Source organism: Promicromonospora iranensis (genome assembly GCF_028994775.1).
Lineage (GTDB): Bacteria > Actinomycetota > Actinomycetes > Actinomycetales > Cellulomonadaceae > Promicromonospora > Promicromonospora iranensis_A.
This window is the reverse complement of sequence record NZ_JAJQMN010000009.1, coordinates 245,313-264,485: the sequence shown is the minus strand read 5'-3', so window position 1 is coordinate 264,485 and position 19,173 is coordinate 245,313. Positions and strand designations below refer to the sequence as shown.

Annotated in this window: 18 protein-coding genes and 1 pseudogene; 14 read left to right on the top strand and 5 right to left on the bottom strand. The window is 71.9% G+C overall.

The window, feature by feature from the left end; translation table 11 throughout:
* The first annotated feature begins 24 nt into the window (after positions 1-24).
* Positions 25-705, top strand: coding sequence for a histidine phosphatase family protein (locus LUU90_RS18475; RefSeq protein ID WP_275005165.1), 681 nt, complete (start codon positions 25-27; stop codon positions 703-705).
* Between the two features lie 33 nt (positions 706-738).
* Positions 739-1,230 carry a PH domain-containing protein gene (locus tag LUU90_RS18470; RefSeq protein WP_275005164.1) on the top strand — a complete coding sequence of 164 codons (492 nt, stop codon included), beginning with the start codon at positions 739-741 and terminating at the stop codon, positions 1,228-1,230.
* Here the strand turns inward: LUU90_RS18470 and LUU90_RS18465 are convergent.
* Positions 1,217-2,017: a MerR family transcriptional regulator gene (locus tag LUU90_RS18465; RefSeq protein ID WP_275005163.1), complete on the bottom strand. Its 801-nt coding sequence runs from the start codon at positions 2,015-2,017 to the stop codon at positions 1,217-1,219. The two genes, LUU90_RS18470 and LUU90_RS18465, sit on opposite strands and share 14 nt — an antisense overlap.
* A gap of 42 nt (positions 2,018-2,059) precedes the next feature.
* On the opposite strand from LUU90_RS18465, the gene LUU90_RS18460 reads away from it, so the two are divergent.
* A complete protein-coding gene (locus LUU90_RS18460) occupies positions 2,060-2,554 on the top strand; it encodes a DUF6194 family protein (protein WP_275005162.1) in 495 nt (164 codons plus the stop codon).
* Positions 2,555-2,566: 12 nt separating this feature from the next.
* Here LUU90_RS18460 and LUU90_RS18455 read toward each other — a convergent pair whose 3' ends face one another.
* Positions 2,567-3,283 carry an MOSC domain-containing protein gene (locus LUU90_RS18455; protein ID WP_275005161.1) on the bottom strand — a complete coding sequence of 239 codons (717 nt, stop codon included), beginning with the start codon at positions 3,281-3,283 and terminating at the stop codon, positions 2,567-2,569.
* Between the two features lie 88 nt (positions 3,284-3,371).
* Positions 3,372-4,604, bottom strand: a complete 1,233-nt coding sequence (locus LUU90_RS18450) for a metallophosphoesterase family protein (protein ID WP_275005158.1) — start codon at positions 4,602-4,604, stop codon at positions 3,372-3,374.
* An 88-nt stretch (positions 4,605-4,692) separates the two neighbouring features.
* On the opposite strand from LUU90_RS18450, the gene LUU90_RS18445 reads away from it, so the two are divergent.
* The 5 genes from LUU90_RS18445 to LUU90_RS18425 all read left to right on the top strand — a co-directional run bounded on the left by LUU90_RS18445 (position 4,693) and on the right by LUU90_RS18425 (position 9,314).
* The gene (locus tag LUU90_RS18445; RefSeq protein ID WP_275005157.1) at positions 4,693-5,910 is read left to right on the top strand and encodes a sensor histidine kinase; all 1,218 of its coding nucleotides are present in this window, start codon (positions 4,693-4,695) and stop codon (positions 5,908-5,910) included.
* A complete protein-coding gene (locus LUU90_RS18440; protein WP_275005154.1) occupies positions 5,907-6,569 on the top strand; it encodes a response regulator in 663 nt (220 codons plus the stop codon). The genes LUU90_RS18445 and LUU90_RS18440 overlap by 4 nt, the downstream gene beginning before the upstream one ends.
* Before the next feature lie 70 nt (positions 6,570-6,639).
* The gene (locus LUU90_RS18435; RefSeq protein ID WP_275005152.1) at positions 6,640-7,383 is read left to right on the top strand and encodes an ABC transporter ATP-binding protein; all 744 of its coding nucleotides are present in this window, start codon (positions 6,640-6,642) and stop codon (positions 7,381-7,383) included.
* On the top strand, positions 7,380-8,747 hold the full coding sequence (locus tag LUU90_RS18430) for an FtsX-like permease family protein (RefSeq protein WP_275005151.1): 1,368 nt from the start codon (positions 7,380-7,382) through the stop codon (positions 8,745-8,747). The genes LUU90_RS18435 and LUU90_RS18430 overlap by 4 nt, the downstream gene beginning before the upstream one ends.
* 96 nt (positions 8,748-8,843) lie before the next feature.
* Positions 8,844-9,314 carry a hypothetical protein gene (locus tag LUU90_RS18425; protein WP_275005149.1) on the top strand — a complete coding sequence of 157 codons (471 nt, stop codon included), beginning with the start codon at positions 8,844-8,846 and terminating at the stop codon, positions 9,312-9,314.
* Positions 9,315-9,351: 37 nt separating this feature from the next.
* On the opposite strand, the gene LUU90_RS18420 is transcribed toward LUU90_RS18425, so the two are convergent.
* On the bottom strand, positions 9,352-10,779 hold the full coding sequence (locus LUU90_RS18420) for an amino acid permease (RefSeq protein ID WP_425596259.1): 1,428 nt from the start codon (positions 10,777-10,779) through the stop codon (positions 9,352-9,354).
* A gap of 82 nt (positions 10,780-10,861) precedes the next feature.
* Here LUU90_RS18420 and LUU90_RS18415 point away from each other — a divergent pair, with 82 nt between their 5' ends.
* The 6 genes and pseudogenes from LUU90_RS18415 (at position 10,862) to LUU90_RS18390 (ending at position 17,539) form a co-directional block, all read left to right on the top strand.
* Positions 10,862-12,232, top strand: coding sequence for an NAD(P)/FAD-dependent oxidoreductase (locus tag LUU90_RS18415; RefSeq protein ID WP_275005147.1), 1,371 nt, complete (start codon positions 10,862-10,864; stop codon positions 12,230-12,232).
* Between the two features lie 242 nt (positions 12,233-12,474).
* Positions 12,475-13,527, top strand: a complete 1,053-nt coding sequence (locus LUU90_RS18410) for a glycoside hydrolase family 5 protein (RefSeq protein WP_275005146.1) — start codon at positions 12,475-12,477, stop codon at positions 13,525-13,527.
* Positions 13,528-13,572: 45 nt separating this feature from the next.
* On the top strand, positions 13,573-14,628 hold the full coding sequence (locus LUU90_RS18405; RefSeq protein ID WP_275005144.1) for a metalloregulator ArsR/SmtB family transcription factor: 1,056 nt from the start codon (positions 13,573-13,575) through the stop codon (positions 14,626-14,628).
* Positions 14,625-16,322, top strand: a pseudogene (locus tag LUU90_RS18400) (FAD-dependent oxidoreductase); the annotation flags it as partial. The gene LUU90_RS18405 and the pseudogene LUU90_RS18400, both read left to right, overlap by 4 nt.
* 51 nt (positions 16,323-16,373) lie before the next feature.
* The gene (locus tag LUU90_RS18395) at positions 16,374-16,802 is read left to right on the top strand and encodes an arsenate reductase ArsC (protein WP_275005286.1); all 429 of its coding nucleotides are present in this window, start codon (positions 16,374-16,376) and stop codon (positions 16,800-16,802) included.
* A complete protein-coding gene (locus LUU90_RS18390) occupies positions 16,799-17,539 on the top strand; it encodes an aquaporin (RefSeq protein ID WP_275005143.1) in 741 nt (246 codons plus the stop codon). The genes LUU90_RS18395 and LUU90_RS18390 overlap by 4 nt, the downstream gene beginning before the upstream one ends.
* Before the next feature lie 104 nt (positions 17,540-17,643).
* Here the strand turns inward: LUU90_RS18390 and LUU90_RS18385 are convergent, their stop codons facing one another.
* Entirely contained in the window at positions 17,644-19,173 is a 1,530-nt protein-coding gene (locus LUU90_RS18385) for an FAD-dependent oxidoreductase (protein WP_275005141.1), read from the bottom strand.

Here is a 19,173-nt window from a genome sequence, read left to right as displayed (position 1 = left end):
CGCCGGGCGCGGGATGCTCCACCTATGCCTGACACCGAGCCACGGCCGCAGCGCCTGAAGCCCTCACGCGACCCACAGCTCGTGCTCCTGCGGCACGGTGAGACGGAGTGGAGCGCGAGCGGGCAGCACACCGGCCGTACCGATATTCCGCTCACCCCGGCCGGCGAGGAGCAGGCGAGGTTCGCGGGGGCGACCCTCGCCGGCTACGAGTTCGCGGCCGTCTACACGTCCCCGCTGGTCCGGGCGCGGCGTACGGCGGAGCTGGCGGGCCACCCCGACGCCGTCGTCGACGAAGACCTCGCCGAGTGGGACTACGGCCCCGTCGACGGCCGCACCTCGGACGACGTGTCCGCGGAGCTGGGGCGAGAGTTCCACGCCTTCTACGACGGAGTGCGCGTGCTGCCGCCGTCGGCCGAGCACGGCGACGGCCGCCCCGGCGAGACGCTGGAGGAGGTGGCAGAACGGGCGGCGCGCGTGGTCGCCCGGGCGGAGGAGACGCTCGGCGGCCGGGCGGGGACCGGAGACGGCGGCGGGAACGTGCTGCTCGTGGCGCACGGCCACCTGCTCCGGGTGCTCGCGATGGTCTGGATCGGTGTGGACCCGCGGCTCGGGGCCCGGTTCGAGCTCGGCACCGCCGCCGTCTGCCAGCTCGGGCACGGGCACGGCCTGCGCACGATCGAGGGATGGAACCTGGCCGCACAGTAGATCCCGGGCACGCGGTAGGGCAGTATTCGCGGAATGAGGGAAGAGCACCTCGCCGAAGGCGAGACCATCGTGATGCAGCTGCGCACCCACCCGAAGAAGGTCATCAAGCCGATCCTTCTGCTGGTGGTACTGCTCGCGGTCCTGGTCGTGCTGTGGGTGCTGCCCGTGCCGGTCGACCAGATCGTGCTGTGGTTCGGGACACTCATCCTCGTGGTGGTGGGGCTGGCCGCCGCCGTCGGACCGTTCCTGCGCTGGCGCACCACGCGCTACATCATCACCAACCAGCGGGTCGCGATGCGCACCGGCATCCTTACGCAGACCGGCCGGGACATCCCGCTCTACCGGATCAACAACGTGACGTTCGAGAAGCAGCTCAGCGACCGGTTCTGGGGCTGCGGCACCCTCGTGATCTCCGACGGCACCGACCAGCCGGGCATGGTGCTCGACGACGTGCCCGAGGTCGAGCAGGTGCAGCGCACCCTGCAGGACCTGGTGCGCCAGGGCCAGCAGCTCAGCGACGACTGACGTCGGCTCCTGCGGGCCGCGGACCGTCCAGGACGGCGGCCAGGTCGGCCCCCGCGCGCAGCAGTGCCACCGTGCGGGCGGCGATCTGGTCGAGCCGCCCGTCCAGGATCCGCTCGGCCGCCGCGACACCCTCGACGAGGCCGTCGACCCGACGCAGGGTCGCGACGACGTCTCGCACGGCCGGGATGCCGTACCCGCTGTGGCGCAGGGCCACGACGATGCGCGCCTCCCGGATCGCGCCGCTGCCGTACTGGCGGGCGCGCAGGGTGGTCACGCGGTCCGGGACCGCCAGCCCTTCCTGCTCCCAGAACCGGAGCGTGGACGTGCGCACGCCGACGGCCGCGGCGAGCTCGGTGACGGTCATGGTGTCGCCGGCCGACCCGGTGTCCGGCGCGTCTGCCTCGCTCTGGATGGCGCGGAGCGCCTCCCGCGCGCGAAGCGCCTCGTCACGCTCCCGCGCGAGCGTGACGTGCACGGCGCCGACCGCGGCAGCGGCCTCGGCGAGGCCCGGCGCCGGTGCGGCGGTCCGGTGCTCGCCGGGCCGCCCACCGCCGAAGAGCCCGGTGAGCAGGCGCCGTGCCGCCACGGGTCCGGCCGCGCTCGCGAGCCCTCGGTAGGCGGCCAGCGCCCGGACGTGCGCGGCCGTGTAGGTCCGGTACCCGTTGGCCGCCCGTGCGGCGGGCGGGAGCACGCCGAGGCGCTCCAGGTTCCGGACCTGCTGCACGGAATACCCCGATTCCCGTGCGACGTCGGCGGTCCGGAGCGGCGGTCGGTCGTCCTGCGTCATCCGGTCAACCCCACACAAGCACTTGAAGGTGATGCTTGAACCATGAGCACCGACCTGAGTATCGCCCAGATCATCGCCGCAGTGCAGGACCTCGACGGCTCGCTCGTCGTGGCGCCCGCGGTCGGCGACTCCCACTTTCCTGAGCTGGCCTGGGGCGACGTGTTCTTCTACTACGCCCCAGACGGCCAGATGCCCCGGACCGTCCAGCCCTACGGCACCGTCGTCACGAAGAACTACCCGGAGGACACGACCTCCGACCTCGACCCGGCCGACCGCTGGCGCGTGAACATCCATGTCGACCGGGCGACGTTCCGGGAGGTCACCGGGCGGGACGGCGGTAGCGTCGGCGGCGGCGCAGGCCCGGCCGCGGCCGCGGCCGACCCGGCCACGCCCGACGTCGCCCTCCCCCACCCCGTCTACGGGTCCGCCGGCTGGATCGCCGTCGTCAACCCGGGCCCGGCGACCACGGACACGGTGCTCCGTCTCCTGCGCGAGGCGCACGAGGCCGCCCGCGCCCGATTCGAGCGCCGACGCTGATCCCGCGGGTCGTCAGTCGACCGGCGTACGGCGCGCCGCCTGGGTGCTGCGGCGATGCATGTCGTCGCTGAGCCGGATCTCGCCGAGAGTGTGTGCGTCCAGCAGCCGCCGCGCCAGCTTCTCCAGGGCGTCGGGGTCGGGCGCGCCCTGCTCGCCGGCCGTGACCGTCGTGCCGTCGTTGCCCGTGACGCCGTACCGTGCGGCGAACCAGTCCGCGACGGTCACCCCGTGCACGGGAGTCTGCACGACGTCGACGGTGTCACCCGCGCCGATCTCACCGTTCTCGACCACGCGCAGGTAAGCACCCGTGCGGTTCGCCTGGGCGAACCGGCGCACCCAGCGCTGCTCGCCCAGCCGACGGCCGAAGGTCTGGCAGGGCACGCGGGGCTGCGTCACCTCGAGCAGCGCCGAGCCGACCTGCCAGCGCTCCCCGATCACCGCACGGTTCACGTCCAGCCCGCGGAGGCGCAGGTTCTCGCCGAACAGGCCGGGGGTGACCTCACGGCCCAGCTCGGCCGACCAGAAGTCGGCGTCCTCCTGCGCGTACGCGTAGACGGCCTGGTCCGGTCCGCCGTGGTCTGCCCGGTCCGCCTGCACGTCCGCATACAGGCCGAAGGGCCGGACCTTGACCCGGCCGTCGACCGGGCGCTTGTCGATGGCGGTGACTCCCACCGTGCCGGTGTCGGGGTGCAGGACGTGGACGCGGCAGACCGCGAGGAGCTCAGCCATCCGCACATGCTCTCCTGCGCATGACCCCCCTGACACGTGTCGGGCCCATAGTTCACCCGGTCGAACTGTGGGCCCGACACGTATGCCGTCACTTGCCCTTCGGCAGCGGCAGCGGCTCCATCCACTGGTCGTTGGCCGTGAGGTCGATGCCGTACTCGCCGGCGAACCGCATGCGGGTGCCGGTCAGCACGCCGTCCACCGACTCGTCGAGGTCGTAGACCCGCGCGCCGCGCAGCCGGTTGCGCTCGTCGCCCGACAGGCCGTACGTGCCGAAGCCGGTGTTGCCCGCGTAGCCGAGCAGCACACCGTAGTAGTCGCCGACGTAGGTGTTCACGTGGTCGTGGCCGCAGAACACGCCGCGCACGTCACCACGGTGCTGGATCGCCGAGAACATGCCCGAGTTGAACGGCCCGGGGCACTCCTCCTCGTTCCGCTCGCCCTCGATGCCGTGGCGGGCCCTGGCGCGCTCATGGTCGGCGTCGGTACGCCCGTCGACCGAGCCGAACCACATGAACCGGTACTCCCACAGCGGGATGTGGATGAACATCAGCGACGGCACGACGTGCCCGACCTTGCGCTCGAGCTGCACCGACGTGTCGTAGTACCACTTGACCTGGTCCATCCGCAGCCAGTCCCACGTCGGGTAGCCCTCGAAGTCCTGGCCGGCCAGCGTCTCAGGGGCGTACCGGCCGGAGTCCAGCAGCCAGAGGTTGAACGCCGGGCGACCGTTCGTGCCCTGGATCAGCACGTTGGAGTTGCCCTGGCCGGTCACGCCGCGCGCCGTCGGACCGTTCACGTTGTAGCGGTAGGACCGGTAGAAGGCCAGCATGTCGGCCTCGTCGAGGCCGCTGTTCGGCGTCGAGTCCTCGTCGTGGTTGCCGAAGGTGATGGCCCACGGCACCGACCGCTCCTCCATCGGCTGCACCACGTTGTTCATGGCCTGGCGCATCTCGAGCGGCGTGTCGCAGCCGCCGGTGATGTTGTCACCGTTGAGGATCACGAGGTCGGGCCGCTCGCCGTCGAGCACCGCGCGCATCAGCTCCAGGGTGCGGCGGTCGACCTTCTCGTCGTCCTGGGTGTCGTTGAACTGGACGATCTTGAACTTGCCGTCCCGCCCGAAGCGCAGCGCGCGCTGCGGGTGCCGGCCGAGCTCCGTGGCGCCGGCGGGCGCGGCCGCCGCGACGGTCGCGACACCGGCCGCACCGAGGCTGCTCAGGGACAGGAACGTCCGGCGGTCGACGGCGGACGTCCCGCTGCCCGGCGTCCCGCTCTCGGCCGGGTTGATCTCGCTCGGCATGTCGCCGGCAGTCTTCTCGCTCATGCCGACGACGATCGGAGGCCCGGCTGGCGGCTGCCCGACCGGCGGATGGACCTCCGGTGACGGTCTGCTGAATTAGTGTCGGGGAGTCATGGTGAACATCGCATCGCGTGTGCGGGGCCTCAGCGCGCTGACCACGGTCGTCCTGGTGGTCACGGTCACGACCGTGCTCTTCTCGGCACATTCGCTCCTGGTCGAGAGGTCACCTTCTGCGGCCCTGGTCGACCTCCTGATCGCCGCTTCCGTCCTGGCGAGCACTCGGCTTCGCAAGACGGCGCTGCTGCTGGGCGTCGCGGCGTTCGCCGCACAGCTCCTCCTGACGACCGGCTTCACCGTGACGATGGTGGGGTTGTGCGTCGTCTATCTCTCCGTCGGGCGGAACGGCAGCAGCGCGCAGCGCACCCTCGGTGCGGTGTCCGTGGTCCTGATCGTCTCGTTGGCACTGGTCACGGTCTACTTCGAGGGTGCGGGACCCCTGGGCGAAGTCATCGAGCTGGTGCGGTTGCCGCCATGGCTCGTGGTGACCCTCGGGATCCTCCTCGGGGCCGGCATCTACCTCGTCCCGATGCTGCTGGGGACGTTGTGGCAGGCGCGACGCGCTGTGGGACTGAGTGCGCGCGAGCGGCGCCAGGCCGAAGCGGACCGGGAGGTGCTCCGGCTCCAGGCAGCTGTCCAGGAAGAGCGGGCTCGCCTGGCGCGCGAGGTGCACGACACCGTCGGTCACGCGTTGACGATCGTGATCGCCCAGTCGCGCGTGATCCAGCGGATCGCCGACCGCGATGCTCGACGTGCCACGGACGCCGCAGCGACGATCACCACGGTCGCGAGCGACGCGCTGGAGGAGATCCGTGGTGTTCTGGCCGGCCGGAGTGCCGAGGAATGGCTGACCCGCCAGGACATGCTGGACCTGATCGGTTCCGCCGGGCTGGGTGATCGCATCGATGCCCGGCTCGATCTCGGGCTCCCTCCGCTACCGCCCCCTGAGGGCAGGACGGCGCAACGGGTGATCCAGGAGCTGCTCACCAACGCGCTCCGACACGGCGAGGAGGGTGCGCCGATCCGCATCCGAGGTACCACCGAGAGGGATCACGTGGTCATCCTCGTCACCAACGCGCTGCCCACCAGGCCTCATGACGGCGTGACCAGCGGTGGCTCCGGGCTGCCCGGTCTGCGAGAGCGGCTCGGCGCGATCGGCGGGACCCTCACGGCCGGGGCCGCCGCCGGGCAGTGGCACAGCGAGGCACGCATCCCGCGGAGCCGGCCGGCTTCCGGTGACGAGGGTTCTCCGACGAGTGAGGACGACGCATGATCCGGGTGCTGCTGGTGGATGATCAGGCACTGTTCCGGGTGGCGATCGCCACGTTGATCGACCTGGAGGACGATATCGAGGTCGTCGGACAGGCGGCCGACGGTCTGCAGGCACTGCGGCTGGTCGACGAGACGGAACCAGATGTCGTCGTCATGGACGTACGCATGCCACGGATGGACGGCGTCGAGACGACACGGCGCCTCCTTGCGGCCGGGGCCGCGCGCCGCACCACGCCGCGAGTGATCATCCTGACGACGTTCACGTTCGACCAGCAGGCGCTCCGGGCCGTGCGCCTCGGCGCGAGCGGCTTCCTGCTGAAGGACGTCGACCCGGATCTGCTGGTCGCGGCCATCCGCACGGCTCACCGCGGTGGCAGCCTCATCGCGCCGGGACAGCTGGAGGACATCTTCGAGCAGCGCGGCCGGGAGCCCGCGGAGCTGCCGGCGGAGTTCTCCCGGCTGACCGACCGCGAGCGAGCGGTGCTCGCGCACATCACCCGAGGACTGAGCAACGCGGAGATCGCGGAACGCGAGTTCGTCTCCGAGTCCACGGTGAAGGGCCACGTCAGCTCGGTCCTGACCAAGCTCGGTCTGCGTGACCGCACGCAGATCGTCGTCTTCGCGTACGACCACGGTGTGATGGCGCCGCGCGAGGAGTAGCCGCAAGTACGGGTCGGACGGTACTTGCGACCGGGGCGGTACGCGGTGCCGCCTCCATAGTGTCGAGGTCATGAACATGACCCCCCTACCCCGAGCGGTGCTCGCGGCCCGGCACGTGCATCGCACCTACGGGACCGGGCCCGCGGCGCTGACCGACGTCAGTGCCGACTTCGCCGCGGGCAGCCTGACCGCCGTGATGGGTCCGAGCGGGTCCGGGAAGTCCACCCTGCTGCACCTGCTCTCGGGGCTCGATGACGCGGATCATGGCGAGATCCGCCTGGGCGAGACGGCGATCCACGACCTCGACGAGGACGCCCGCGCCGAGCTGCGGCACCAGCGGATGGGATTCGTGTTCCAGGGCTTCAACCTTCTGCCCGGCCTGACCGGGCTGGAGAACATCAGGCTTCCGCTCCGCCTCGGCCGGCGTCCGGTCACCGCCGATCCGCAGTGGGAGACGTACCTGATCGATCTCCTGGACATCGCCGATGCGCTGGACCGTTCCCCGACGCAGCTCTCGGGCGGTCAGCAGCAGCGGATCGCCATCGCCCGTGCACTGCTGCACCGGCCGGACGTGGTCTTCGCCGACGAGCCGACCGGGAGCCTGGACGTCGCCACGGGCCGCAACGTGCTCGCGCTGTTCTCGTCGCTGGTGCGCGAGCACGGTATCTGCATGGTGATGGTCACCCACGACCCCGTCGCGGCGAGCATGTGCGACCGGATCCTGGTCCTGCGTGACGGGGCGATCGAGCACGACCTCGCCACGACGGCACCGGAAGAGCTCGCGCGGCTGCTCATCGGGCACGTGGGCGCATGAGGGCACGACAGGCCGGTCAGCGCGCCACGGGTGCCGCGATGCTGATCTCGGTCACGGGAACCACGATGACGACCGTCGTCCCGGGTATCCAGGCGGACGTCGCCCAGAAGGTCGCCGAGACCCTCTTCGGCGGCATCCCCCTGGTGCAGCTGATCCTCCAGCTGCTGGCCTGGGCGTTCCTCGCCATCGCGGTCGCCACGGCGACGTCCACCGCGACGAACTCGTTCCGCATCGTGCTCGACGCGCGCCTCGAGGAGATCGCGCTGCGGCGCGTGCTCGGCTCGTCCGCGACGCGAGAACGCCGGCGGCTGACACGGCTGAGCAGCCGCATCGGCATCATCGGTGCGCTGCTCGGGATGACCCTCGGCACACTGGTCCTGCTCGCCGTCGCGCCGGGCGTGGTCACCGAACCCTTCACGGTCCTGTCGATCGTGGTCGGTGCGACGGCGATGGCGCTGGCCACCGTGACCGCGGCAGGCCGAGCCGCGCGGGAGGTACTGAGCACGACGGCCATCACGGGTCTACGCCTGACCCGGGTCGACGAAGCCGAGCGGGCACCGCACACACCGCACGAGGCGGGGCGAGCCCTGTTCGTCGGCGGGCTGGTCGTCGTCCTCGGGAGCGTCGTCGCCAGCCTGTTCAGCCCGTTCGCGATCCTGGTCGGGGCGCTCGGCGGCGTCGCGATGATGTTCGGCGCACTCTCCGTCATGGAGGTCCTGCTGCCCGCGGTCCTGACGTTCATCACCCGCCTCGGCATCGTGCACGGAGCCGCGGGTGTCGCGGTCCAGTCCCTCAGGACGCGCTCGGCTGCTGCGGCACGCGGGGCGACCGGCGTCTTCACCAGTACGGCAGCGGTCACGACCTTCGTCGTCGCTCTCGCGACACTGACGGGTTCGCTCGAGGACTCCTACGCGGGCACGGGCCACGAGGACGCGGCGGTCCGCGTGCTGCACGAGGTCACGACGCAGTTCGGACTCGCGACCTCGCTGCTCGTGGTGCTCTGCGGCATCGGGCTGTACACGTCCATCACCCACTCGATCCGGCAGCGCACGAGGGAGATCGCGACCATCCGCGTACTGGGCCAGCGTCCGGACGACACCCGCCGGATGCTGCTGGTGGAGGCCGGACTCCTCACCGCCAGTGCTGCGGTTCCGGGGCTGGCTCTGGGAACGTTCACCGGCTGGGCCGGTGCCCAGGACGTCCTGGGCACCGTCCGGGAGCTCGGGCTGCTCGTCCCCGTGCTGCCGTGGCCCTACCTCCTCGCGTGCGCCGCCGGCGCAGGCCTGCTCGTCCTCGTGTCGATGCGGGCCGCCGCGCGGCACGTCATCGAGCCCGCCCCTGTGCGCGCCCTCGCCACCGCCTGACTGCCCGTCCACCAGCACGCCCACGCCGGCCGCGGCGCCGTCGTCCGGTGCGGCCACGAACAACCCCTCGATGATCAACCAGACAAGGAACCCGCCATGTCCACGTCCCAGCCCTCTGCCATCCGTCGACGTCGTACCCGCACCTGGGTCGTCTTCTCCGTGATCGTGGTGATCGGCCTCCTGATGGCAGCCGCACCACCGGTCATCGAGAGGATCGCGGGGCGCAGCATCGGTGCTCTCGTGAACGAGTCACAGGGCAACAGCACGTTCAGCCGCTACGACAGCGCGGCCGAGCTCCCCGAGGACGTCGCACCGTCGTGGCTACCGCGCGACGCACGCGACATCCGCGTCGTGGGATCCGGACCGAACTCCGGAGTACGCGGGGTACGGATCGACGCCGTCGTCACCTCGGCGTCGATCCCGTCCGCCTGCGTACCTTCCACGAGCCGGACCATCCCCTGGGACGGCGGCGGGAGCTGGCCCGACCTCAGCTCCGCGACGACGTACACCTGCGACCCGTCCTGGACCCTGGCCACGACCGGGGACCGCTGGTACCTCTGGAGCTGAGGCGGTCAGGGCAGGCCGGAGGACTCCCCGGGCTCGCTCACTCGTGCCGACGGCGACCGAGGTCCGGGTCGGCGGTCGTCCGGCCGCCCATCCGGCCCCCGGTGACGGCCCGTGTGATCACGTAGACCACCAGGATCACGACGACCAGACCGGCGGTCGCGGCGACCTGCGACCGGGCGGCGGCGTCGGACAGCATGAGACCGACCACCGCCACGAGCGCCACGAGGGTGACCCAGGACAGCCACGGGTAACCCCAGGCGCGCAGGCGCAGGGTCTCGCCGCGCTCCACGGCCGCGGCCTCCAGCTGCGGCCGCAGCCGCAGCTGCGAGACGACGACGAGCAGCCACACCACGAGGAGCGCCGAGCCGACGGCGTTGAGCAGCACCCCGAGCAGCGACTCGGGCAGCAGGTAGTTGAGCAGCACCGCGACGACGCCGAAGAACACGGAGACCAGCACCGCCACCCACGGCACGTCACGGCGCGAGACCCGGGTGGCGACCGACGGCGCGTCGCCGCGCCCACCGAGCGAGAACAGCATGCGTGACGTCGCGTAGACGTTGGCGTTGAAGGCGCTCAGGAGCGCGAGCACCACGACGACCTCCATGAGCCGCGCGGCGCCGTCGAACCCGGCCATCTGCAGCACCGACACGAAGGGCGACTCGAGGCGTGCGGCGTCGGTCCAGGGGATGAGGGCGACCATGATCGCCACGGAGCCCACGTAGAAGAACAGGATGCGCCAGAGGATGGTGCGGGTGGCGGTGGCGACCGCCGTCTGCGGGTCGCGCGCCTCGGCCGCGGCGATCGTGACGATCTCGATGCCTCCGAACGCGAACACGACGGTGAGCAGGCCGGCCGCGATACCGGGCAGGCCGGCGGGCGCGAAGCCGCCGTGGGCGGCCCAGTCCCCCAGGACGCTGCCCGCCACGGGCACGACGCCGGTCACGATCAGCACGCCCAGGACCAGGAACCCGATGATCGCCGCGACCTTGATGGTCGCGAACCAGAACTCCGCCTCGCCGAACTGGCGCACGCCCACGAGGTTGACCGCGCCGAACACCGCGACGATGACCGCGGCGACCGCCCACTGGGGCACCGTGGGCCACCAGCCGTGCACGATCCCCGCCACGCCGGTGATCTCGACGCCGAGCACCATGACGATCGTGAACCAGTAGAGCCAGCCCAGGAGGAATCCGGCCCAGCGGCCGAGCGCGGCCTCCGCGTAGACGGAGAAGGATCCGCTCGACGGGAGTGCCGAGGCCATCTCGGCCAGCATCCGCATGACGAGCACCACGATGGCGCCCGCGATCGCGTAGCTGAGAAGGACGGCGGGGCCCGCGGCGGCGATGCCGAGGCCGGAGCCGAGGAACAGGCCCGCTCCGATGGCGGACCCCAGGCCCATCATCGTCAGGTGCCGGGGGCGGAGTCCGTGGGCCAGCTGTCGGCTCAGGTTGTCGGTGGTGCTCACGACCGACCACGGTAACCCGAGCGACGGGGTGCCGGTCCACAGCGGATGTGAGTGACTCACCTCCGGTGAGAGACTCTGAGGCGTGACCGACTCTGCACATCACCCCGTGCACGCTGGTGAGGCCCGCCCCGTCGAGGACGAGGACTACGGCCTCGAGACACCCCTGGCCGGGCACCCCGAGCCGCTGCCGCACGTGGTGGTCGTCGGAGGCGGATTCGCCGGCATGGCGGTCGTGAAGGCCCTGCGCGACGCGCCGGTGCGGATCACGCTGATCGACCGCCGGGTCTACAACACGTTCCAGCCGCTGCTGTACCAGGTGGCCACCGGCGGGCTGAACCCCGGCGACGTCACCTACTTCCTGCGCGGCCTGCGGCTCAAGCAGAAGAACGTGCACGTGGTCCACGAACACCTCGTGGAAGCGGACCACCAGGCGAAGAAGATCCGTCTCCTGAACGACCACTGGGTCAGCTACGACTACCTCGTGGTGACGGCAGGCGTGACCACCAACTTCTTCGGGACACCGGGCGCCAAGGAGTACGCGTTCCCGATGTACTCGCGGTCGCAGGCCATGCGGATCCGCGACAACCTCTTCATCCGCCTGGAGAAGGCCGCGAAGTCCAAGCGGCTCGACGACGGGCTGCGCGTCGTGGTCGTGGGCGGCGGAGCCACCGGGGTCGAGGTGGCGGGCGCGCTCGCGGAGCTGCGGACCGCCGGCCTGGCCCCCGCCTACCCGGAGATCCACGGCGACGCCTTCGAGGTCAAGATCGTGCAGCGGGGCGGCGAGATCCTCAAGGCGTTCGCCCCCAAGCTGCGCGCGTACGCCGCCAAGGAGCTGTCCCGGCGTGGGGTCTCGCTGCACCTGGGTGCGGGCGTCGCCGCCGTCGAGCGCGACGCGGTGGTGCTCACCGACGGCAAGCGCATCCACGCCGACCTGACCGTCTGGTCCGCGGGTGTGCACCCGCACGAGGAGGTCTCGGACTGGGGTCTCCCGCAGGACGAGGGCGGCCGCATCAAGATCGGCGAAGACATGCAGGTGGAGGGGCTGCCCGGCGTCTTCGCGGCGGGTGACATCGCGGTCTCGCCGTCCGACCTGCCGCAGCTGGCCCAGCCCGCCATCCAGGGCGGCACGGTGGTCGGCCGGAACATCACGGCCCTCCTCGAGGGACGCCCCCTGGAGGAGCTGCGCTACGTCGACAAGGGCACGATGGCCGTGATCGGCCGCCGCGCCGCGATCGCCGAGATCAACCTGCCCGGCGGCAAGTCACTGCGGATCACCAGGGGCGTGGCGTGGCTGGTCTGGCTGTTCGTGCACATCATGTCGCTGATCGGCCCCCGCAACCGCGTCACGACGCTCGCGGGCCTGGTCACGCGCTACGGGTTCCCGTTCCACCGACGGCCGATCCCGATCGTGGGCGACGTCCCGACGGTGCGTCCGCCCAAGCCGGGCGCCTGACCGACGACCGCGGGCAGTGGGTCCGGCGGCCGTAGGGCCGCGACGGGCTCCACTTCGAGGTCTAAGTTGCTCCGCTCTGAAACGTTTCAGAGCGGAGAAACTTAGACCTCGAAGACGGGGCGGTCGGGCTCGCTGCCCGCAACGCATGACGTGGTTAAGCGATTAAGTTGGTGTCCGTTCCCACGGGGCGTGGGAGAGCCTTCGAGGGCCGTACTCGATGTACACCTCGAAGGGGAGGAACCATGAGACCTACACGCGCGACCATCTCCGGTACCGCAACGGCCGCGATGTTCGGCCTGCTGCTCGTCCCGCTGCTCGCCCAGTCGGCGAGCGCCGCGACACCGGCGAGAAGTGGCGGCGGCGCCGGCGCGAACGCCGTCGGCATCCACGTCTCCGACGGGCGGCTCGTCGAGAGCGACGGCTCGCCCCTGCTGCTGCGCGGGGTCAGCCACGCCCATACCTGGTACACCTCGGAGACGGATTCGTTCGCCGACATCTCCGACGCGGGCGCCAACTCGGTCCGGGTGGTGCTCAGCGACGGGACCCGCTGGACGCGCAACGAGCCCGCGGACGTCGGAGGAGTCCTCGGCCTGTGCGAGGAGAACCGACTGATCTGCGTCCTGGAGGACCACGACACGACGGGCTACGGGGAGGAGTCCGCCGCGAGCACGCTGGACACCGCCGCGAGCTACTGGATCTCGCTGCTCCCGACGCTCCGGGGCACGGAGGACCGCGTGCTCATCAACATCGGCAACGAGCCCTACGGCAACAACGCGGCGGTCAACGCGAACTGGGCCGCCGACACCTCCGCCGCGATCCAGCGGCTGCGCGACGCCGGGTTCGAGCACACGATCGTGGTGGACGCGCCGTCCTGGGGCCAGGACTGGCAGGGCATCATGCGGGACTCCGCCGCGGACGTCCTCGCGGCCGACCCCGACGGCAACACCGTCTTCTCCGTCCACATGTACGGCGTGTACGACACCGCCGCGGAGATCACGTCCTACCTCGACACCTTCACCAGCCAGGGTCTGCCGATCATCGTCGGCGAGTTCGGGCACAACCACTCCGACGGCAACCCCGACGAGGACACGATCATGTCGTACACCCGGTCACAGGGGATCGGCTGGTTCGCCTGGTCCTGGAGCGGCAACGGCGGTGGCGTCGAGTACCTCGACATGGTGACCGGCTTCGACCCGGCCCAGCGGACCGAGTGGGGCAACCGGGTCATCACCGGTCCGGACGGCCTCGCGGAGACCTCGGTGCGGGCGAACGTGTTCGGCAGCGCCTCGTCCTGAGGCCTCGGCCTTGCGCCCTGTATCGACAGGTGTCAACATAGACGAATGTCGATACAGGGCGGGAGCGCCGGCCCCACCACCTCGGCCGAGGCGCACGCGATCGGCGCCGACGCCGCCGCCGATCTCGCCGCGACCCTCAAGGCGATCGCCGACCCGTTGCGGCTCCGCATGCTGTCGGCCATCGCCACGTCGGCCACCGGCGAGACGACGGCGGGCGACCTCGCGACACTGACCGCCGTCTCGCAGCCGACCGTCTCGCACCACCTCAAGGTGCTGCGCGAGGTCGGCCTGCTCACGTCCGACCGCCGCGGCACCTGGGTCTGGTATCGCATCGCTCCGGCCTACCGGGGCGCGGTCACCACGCTGCTGGACCGGTTCGCCCCGGCGGCCGTCGAGGTCCACGGCGCGCACGCCGCCGCGGCGTACGGTGAGGTCGCCGGGCTGGCCGACGTCGACCCCGCCCTCGACCGGATCGCCGCCTCGCTCTCCGAACACTTCGCCGACACCCCCGAGCGCGAGTGCTACCGCGTGGTCCGTGAGTCGTACACGGCGCTCGCCCGCCGCGGCGGCAACGCCGCCCACCTGGTCCCGCTCACCGAGCACTTCGCGCGACAGCGCATCATCGACGCCGAGAAGGCACGTGGGGCGCAGGACGCACACCCGCCGCAGGTGCTCTTCGTGTGCGTGGCCAACGCCGGACGGTCGCAGCTGGCCGCGGCCCTGCTGCGGCACTACGCCGGCGACCGGGTGGTGGTCCGGTCCGCCGGCTCCGCGCCCGCGAGCGACGTGCACACCGCGGTGCGCGGCATCCTCGACGAGCTCGGCGACCCGGCCGCCGTCGACGCCGTCACCCGCTTCTACCCCAAGCCCCTGACCGACGACGCCGTCCGCGCCGCCGACGTCGTGGTGACCATGGGCTGCGGCGACGCGTGCCCGGTGCTGCCGGACAAGCGGTACGAGGACTGGACGGTCGGCGACCCCGCGCTCGCCTCTTCCGCCGGTGTGGCCGCCATCCGCGACGAGCTGGACCGGCGGGTGCGCGAGCTGCTCGCCTCCCTGCTGCCGACCGAAGGAATCCTGACGACCGAAGGAACCCGATGACCACCACCCACCAGCCGGACGCCCCGCTGAAGATCGTCGTCGTCGGCTCCGTCGCGGCCGGCACGTCCGCCGCCGCGAAGGCGCGCCGCAACAGCGAGACCGCGCGCATCACCCTGTACGAGCGCGACCAGGACATCTCCTACTCCGGCTGCGGCCTGCCCTACTTCGTGGGTGGCGAGGTCGCCGACATCGACGAGCTCACCCCGCGCGACCCGGCATGGTTCAAGGATCGGTACGACGTCGACGTGCGCACCGGGCACGAGGTGGTCGCGGTCGACACCGCCGCCCGGGCGGTGACCGTGCGGGACCTGGCGACCGGCCGCACCTTCGCCGACACCTACGACGAGCTGGTGCTCGCGACCGGTGTCCGCGCCGTCGTCCCGCCGGTGCCCGGTGTGGACGCGACAGGTGTGTTCTCCGTGCGCACCCCGACCGACGCCCGTGCCATCCGGGCGTGGATCGAGGACAGCGAGTCCCGGGGCAGGCCCGTGCGGCACGCGGTGGTGGTCGGGGCCGGCTACATCGGGCTCGAGATGACCGAGCAGCTGACCGCCCGTGGCCTGGCGGTGACGGTGGTCGAGGCGGCCGACCACACCATGCCCCGGATGGACGCGGACATGTCCGCCCGGGTGGACGCCGAGGTCCGCAAACACGTCCGCGAGCGCGGCGGGGACCTGCTGCTGTCCACGAAGGTCGCCGGCATCACGGCGGACGACGACGGGGTGACCGGCGTCAGGGTGGTCGGCGAGCAGCTGGCCGCCGAACGCCTCGACGCCGAGCTGGTGATCGTCTCGGTCGGCGTCCGACCCAACGTCGAGCTGGCCGAGCAGGCGGGCGTCGCGCTCGGCCCGACAGGCGCGATCGCCGTCGACCGGCGGCAGCGCACGAACGTCGAGCACGTGTGGGCGGTCGGGGACGTCGCTGAGTCGTTCCACGTCATCACGGGCGAGCCCGTGTGGGTTCCGCTGGGCTCGACCGCGAACAAGATGGGCCGTATCGCGGGCGACGCGATGACCGGCGGCCCGCTGGAGCACCGGGGCATCCTCGGCACGTCGATCGTGCGCGTCTTCGACCTCGGGGTGGCCCAGACCGGGTTCACCGAGACGCAGGCGCGCGACGCCGGGTACGACGTCGAGGTGCTGCACAACATCAAGCCCGACCGGCCGGAGTACCTGGGCGGCACGCCCCTGGTCGTCAAGGCGGTCGCGGACCGGGCCACTGGGCGGCTGCTGGGCGCGCAGGCGATCGGGGCGTCGGGAGCGGACAAGCGCATCGACGTGCTGGCCACCGCGATCACCTACGGGGCCGACGTCGCCGACCTGTTCCACCTGGATCTCGCCTACTCCCCCACCTACGCCACCACCAAGGACCCGGTCCACTACACCGGCATGGCGCTGACCAACGCGATACATGGACAGGCACCGCTGGTCACCCCGGCCGAGCTGGACCGGCGTCGGGCCGACGGCGAGCGGATCCAGGTGGTGGACGTGCGCTCCGCGAAGGATCGTGCGAAGTCCTCGGTGCCTGACTCGGTGCACATCCCGCTGGCGGAGCTGCGGCACCGGTCGGGCGAGCTCGACCCGGCGCTGCCCACGCTGACCTACTGCAACAAGGGTGTCACCGGGAACGCGGGCCAGAACGTGCTGCGCAACCTCGGGTTCGCCGACGTCGCGAACCTGTCGGGCGGCAACCAGAACTACCAGCAGCACCGTCAGCAGACCCCACGAACCACACCGGAGAACCCCGTGCCCGAGACGTCCGCCCCGCGCAAGCCGTCCGCCCTGTTCGTCTGCGTGCACAACGCGGGCCGGTCCCAGATGGCCGCCGGGTTCCTCCGGGCGCTGTCCGACGGCGCCGTCGAGGTGCGCTCCGCCGGTTCCATGCCCGCCGAGCGGATCAACCCGGTCGCCGTGGAAGCCATGCTCGAGGTGGGCATCGACATCCGCGACGAGCGGCCCAAGGTCCTGACCGACGACGCGGTCGAGGCCTCGGACGCCGTCATCACCATGGGCTGCGGCGACGCCTGCCCGTTCTACCCCGGCAAGAACTACCAGGACTGGGAGCTCGACGACCCGGCCGGACAGGGCATCGAGGCGATCCGCCCCATCCGCGACGAGATCGAGCGGCGCGTCCGCGGCCTCCTCGCGGAGCTCGGCGTGCAGCCCGTCGCATGAGCGCGCCGGCAGGCGCGCCGGCAGCGGGGCCCGTGCTGGTCCGCGCCGCCCTGTGGCGGCGGGCGCTCGGCGAGCTGATCGGGACGGGGATGCTGGTCGCGATCGTGGTCGGGTCCGGCATCGCCGCCGCAAACCTTTCACCCGACGACGTCGGGCTGCAGCTGCTGGAGAACTCGATCGCCACCGCGCTCGGGCTGGCCGTGCTGATCGCGGTGCTCGGACCGCTGAGCGGAGCCCACCTCAACCCCGTGGTGACGCTCGCGGACTGGGTCCTCGGGCGACGCGATCCCGCCGGACCGCGGCTCGGCGGCGTGGGCGCGTACCTCGCCGTGCAGCTTGGCGGCGGAATCGGCGGCGCGCTGCTGGCGAACGCGATGTTCGGCGAGCCGACGACCCTCGCGACCACCTACCGGGTGTCGGGCGCCACGCTCCTCGCCGAGGTGGTCGCGACGGCGGGCCTGCTGCTGGTGATCCTCGGCCTGCTGCGCGCCGGCCGCGACACGCTCGTCGCCCCGGCGGTGGGCGCCTACATCGGCGCCGCCTACTGGTTCACCAGCTCGACGTCCTTCGCCAACCCCGCGGTCACCGTCGGCCGCATGTTCAGCGACACCTTCGCGGGGATCGCCCCGGGCTCGGTGCTGCCGTTCGTGCTGGCCCAGCTGGTCGGCGGGGCGATCGGCGTCGGCCTGGCCGTGGTGCTGTACCCGGCGCGGTCCGAGGCGGCCGCCCGCTCATGACCCCCGCCACCCCGCCGAGGTAGACAGGCAGCGAGGTAGACAGGCAGCGAAGTAGTCACGCCGACTGACGACCTCGCTGCCTGTCCACCTCGACGGGTGATGGGTCAGTCGCCGGAGCGGCCGTGCACCACGCCCGTGCTGAACCCGACGGTCCCGGCCGGCGCCGCGCCTGCCGGGACGGCGCCTACCGGGACGGCTCCGGCGGGCGCTGCGCCGATCGAGACCTCCTGCGGCCCCGCCGGCGTTCCGCAGCACGAACCCTGCCCGGACGCGGTGAGCACCTCGGGTGGGACAACGCCGTCGGCGTCGGCGGCCATCGCGAGGTCGGACGAGCAGACGCCGGTCTCCGGCAGGTTCAGCTCGACGGCGTCGGCCGCCGCACGGTCGCCTGCCAACGCCGCGGCGATGGAGCGGACCTGCTCGTAGCCGGTCGCGAGAAGGAAGGTCGGTGCCCGGCCGTACGACTTCATGCCGACCAGGTAGAACCCTGCGTCCGGGTGGACCAGCTGGGCCTCGCCGTGCGCGGGGACCGTGCCGCACGAGTGGAAGTTCGGGTCGATGAGCGACGCGATCTGGCGGGGCGCCTCCACCACGGGGTCGAGGTCGAGGCGGACCTCACGCAGCATCGCCAGGTCCGGGCGGAACCCGGTGGCGGCGGCGATGGTGTGCACGGTCAGGTCGAGGGCGCCGTCGTCGCCGTCGCGCCGCGCGGAGCCCAGGACCCGCACGGTGTCGCCCGCACCGTCGGCGGCCGGTTCGAGGCGGTCGATCGCCACACGGGTGAGCAGCTCGACCAGGCCGGCCTCCACCGCATCACGCAGGCGGGTGCCGAGCAGCCCGCGGGCCGGCAGCTCGTCACCGGTCCCGCCGCCGTACAGGCGGCGCGGCGAGCCGCCGCGGATGGCCCAGGTGATCCGGGTGCCGGGAGCCTGCTCGGCGAGCTCGACGAGGCTCAGCAGGGTGTTGGCCGCGGAGTGCCCCATGCCGACCACGAGGGTGTGCCGTCCGGCGAACCGTTCGCGGTCGCGGCCGAGCACGTCCGGCAGGCCGCCCGCGAGGTACCTCGCCGACTCGGGCTCGCCCAGCGTCGGCAAGCCGGACGTCCCCAGCGGGTTCGGCTGGTCGAACGTACCGGACGCGTCGATCACCGCCTGTGCCCGGATCTCCTCGACGCCAGTGGTGCCACCGTCGATCCGGACCAGGTACGGAAGGCGCTCGCGCCCGAGCGAGCGGGAACGGTCGGCGCCGTCCTTCGTGACGGCGAGCACCCGTGCCCCGTAGCGGATCTGCGCGCCCGCACGCTCGACGAGAGCCTCGGCCAGCGGTGCGAGGTACTGCTCCACGAGCTCGGCCCCCGTGGGCAGGGCGTCCGGGTCGGGCTCGGCCCACCGCGTCGTCGTACCGCTGCCCTCGCCGGGGCCGGTGCCGAGCAGACGGCGGGCAGCGGCGTCGACGTCGTACCGCCACGGCGAGAAGAGCCGCACGTGGCCCCACCGCGCGACGGCGGCACCGGGTCCGGCCCCGGCCTCGAGCACGAGGGGTTCCAGCCCACGCTCGGCGAGGTGCGCCGCGGCCGCGAGGCCCACCGGGCCGGCACCGATCACGACGACCGGCAGGTTTCGCACTGTGCTCAT

Bases quoted from the DNA above. Each gene is read 5' to 3' on its own strand.
- LUU90_RS18440 (WP_275005154.1), top strand. From the start codon at position 5,907: ATGATCCGGGTGCTGCTGGTGGATGATCAGGCACTGTTCCGGGTGGCG.
- LUU90_RS18475 (WP_275005165.1), top strand. From the start codon at position 25: ATGCCTGACACCGAGCCACGGCCGCAGCGCCTGAAGCCCTCACGCGAC.
- LUU90_RS18430 (WP_275005151.1), top strand. From the start codon at position 7,380: ATGAGGGCACGACAGGCCGGTCAGCGCGCCACGGGTGCCGCGATGCTG.
- LUU90_RS18385 (WP_275005141.1), bottom strand. From the start codon at position 19,173: ATGAGCACAGTGCGAAACCTGCCGGTCGTCGTGATCGGTGCCGGCCCG.
- LUU90_RS18460 (WP_275005162.1), top strand. From the start codon at position 2,060: ATGAGCACCGACCTGAGTATCGCCCAGATCATCGCCGCAGTGCAGGAC.
- LUU90_RS18435 (WP_275005152.1), top strand. From the start codon at position 6,640: ATGAACATGACCCCCCTACCCCGAGCGGTGCTCGCGGCCCGGCACGTG.
- LUU90_RS18425 (WP_275005149.1), top strand. From the start codon at position 8,844: ATGTCCACGTCCCAGCCCTCTGCCATCCGTCGACGTCGTACCCGCACC.
- LUU90_RS18465 (WP_275005163.1), bottom strand. From the start codon at position 2,017: ATGACGCAGGACGACCGACCGCCGCTCCGGACCGCCGACGTCGCACGG.
- LUU90_RS18445 (WP_275005157.1), top strand. From the start codon at position 4,693: ATGGTGAACATCGCATCGCGTGTGCGGGGCCTCAGCGCGCTGACCACG.
- LUU90_RS18390 (WP_275005143.1), top strand. From the start codon at position 16,799: ATGAGCGCGCCGGCAGGCGCGCCGGCAGCGGGGCCCGTGCTGGTCCGC.
- LUU90_RS18455 (WP_275005161.1), bottom strand. From the start codon at position 3,283: ATGGCTGAGCTCCTCGCGGTCTGCCGCGTCCACGTCCTGCACCCCGAC.
- LUU90_RS18470 (WP_275005164.1), top strand. From the start codon at position 739: ATGAGGGAAGAGCACCTCGCCGAAGGCGAGACCATCGTGATGCAGCTG.
- LUU90_RS18405 (WP_275005144.1), top strand. From the start codon at position 13,573: ATGTCGATACAGGGCGGGAGCGCCGGCCCCACCACCTCGGCCGAGGCG.
- LUU90_RS18450 (WP_275005158.1), bottom strand. From the start codon at position 4,604: ATGAGCGAGAAGACTGCCGGCGACATGCCGAGCGAGATCAACCCGGCC.
- LUU90_RS18410 (WP_275005146.1), top strand. From the start codon at position 12,475: ATGAGACCTACACGCGCGACCATCTCCGGTACCGCAACGGCCGCGATG.